Genomic DNA, 1,401 nt, shown 5'->3' on the forward strand with positions numbered 1-1,401 from the left:
TCGTGCCCCTTGGCGTGGTGTAGGCGATCATTCGTCGGTGGCGGGCAGGAGGGTGGTCTTGTCCGGATAGAGGCTGTCCATGCTCTCGTTGGACAGGTAGCGGCGGGGGAAGGCGATCCACTCGTCGTGCAACTCGATCAGGACGGCGGTGGCGAGGCGTTCGACGGCGGCGTCGTTGGGGAAGACCTGGACGACGTCGGCCCGGCGTTTGACCTCGCGGTTTAAGCGCTCCAGCGGGTTGGTCGACTGGATCTTCTTCCAGTGCTGGTGGGGGAAGTCGGCGAAGGCTGTGAGCTCTTCTTCGGCGTCCAGGAGCATCTCCTTCACCTTGGGGAACTGCTTGCCGAAGGCGTCGGCGACGGTGTCGAGCTGGTTGCGGACCGAGACGGCGTCGGGCTGGGCGAAGATCGTGCGGATGGTCGCGGCGGCCATCTCGGCGTGCTGCTTCGGGATCACCGAGAAGACATTGCGGACGAAATGAACGCGGCAGCGCTGGTGTGCGGCTCCGATCATGACCTTGCCGATCGCGGCGACCAGGCCGAGGTGCTGGTCGGAGATGACGAGCCGGACCCCGTTCAGGCCGCGTTTGCGCAGGTCACGCAGGAAGGTGGTCCAGAAGGTCTCGTTCTCGCTGTCGCCGACCATGATGCCGAGGACTTCGCGGCCGCCGTCCTCGGTGACGCCGGTGGCGATGACGACGGCGCGGGAGGCGATCTGGTGGTCGACGCGGGCCTTGAGGTAGGTGGCGTCGAGGTAGACGTAGGGGAAGCGGGTGTGGTCCAGGGGGCGGTTGCGGAAGGCGGTGAGGCTTCCGTCGAGGTCGCCGCAGATCCGGGAGACCTCGCTCTTGGAGATGCCGGTGTCCGAGCCAAGGGCTTTGACCAGGTCGTCGACGCTGCGGGTGGACACGCCATGGACGTATGCCTCGATGATGACGGCGTAGAGGGCCTGGTCGACGCGGCGCCGGCGTTCCAGGAGGCTGGGGAAGAAGGTGCCGGCGCGGAGTTTGGGGATCGCGAGTTCCAGGTCGCCGGCCTTGGTGGTCAGGGTCCGTTCGCGGTGGCCGTTACGGTAGGCGCTGCGGGTCTCGGTGTGCTCGCCCCATGCGGCACCGATGTGCTGTGTCGCCTCGGCTTCTATCAGTTCTTGCAGGACTCGTTCGGCCGCGGCCCGGACGATCTCCAGTCCGTCCGCCGAGCGTAGTGACTCCAGAAGGCGGAGCAGGTCATCATGGGCCAGGGCCATCGTGCACCTCCCGGTCGGATTCACCGTTCACCGCGGAGAGTTGCACGGTGGCCCGTCCTCGTTCAGGGCGCACGAGCGGTCCACCAGGGGCAATGCGGTGGCGAGCCAGGGGCGCACATCGGCCAAGAACGGCTACACCACTTCAAGGGACGCCAT

General features: G+C 66.7%; 1 protein-coding gene. It reads right to left on the bottom strand.

The annotated features are described in order from the left end of the window. Window positions 1-27 precede the first annotated feature (27 nt). Window positions 28-1,245, bottom strand: a complete 1,218-nt coding sequence (locus GA0115233_RS40035) for an IS256 family transposase (protein ID WP_093725712.1) — start codon at window positions 1,243-1,245, stop codon at window positions 28-30. Window positions 1,246-1,401: the final 156 nt, after the last annotated feature.

Origin of the sequence: Streptomyces sp. DI166 (assembly GCF_900091315.1) — a bacterium.
Taxonomy (GTDB): Bacteria; Actinomycetota; Actinomycetes; order Streptomycetales; family Streptomycetaceae; genus Streptomyces; species Streptomyces fuscus.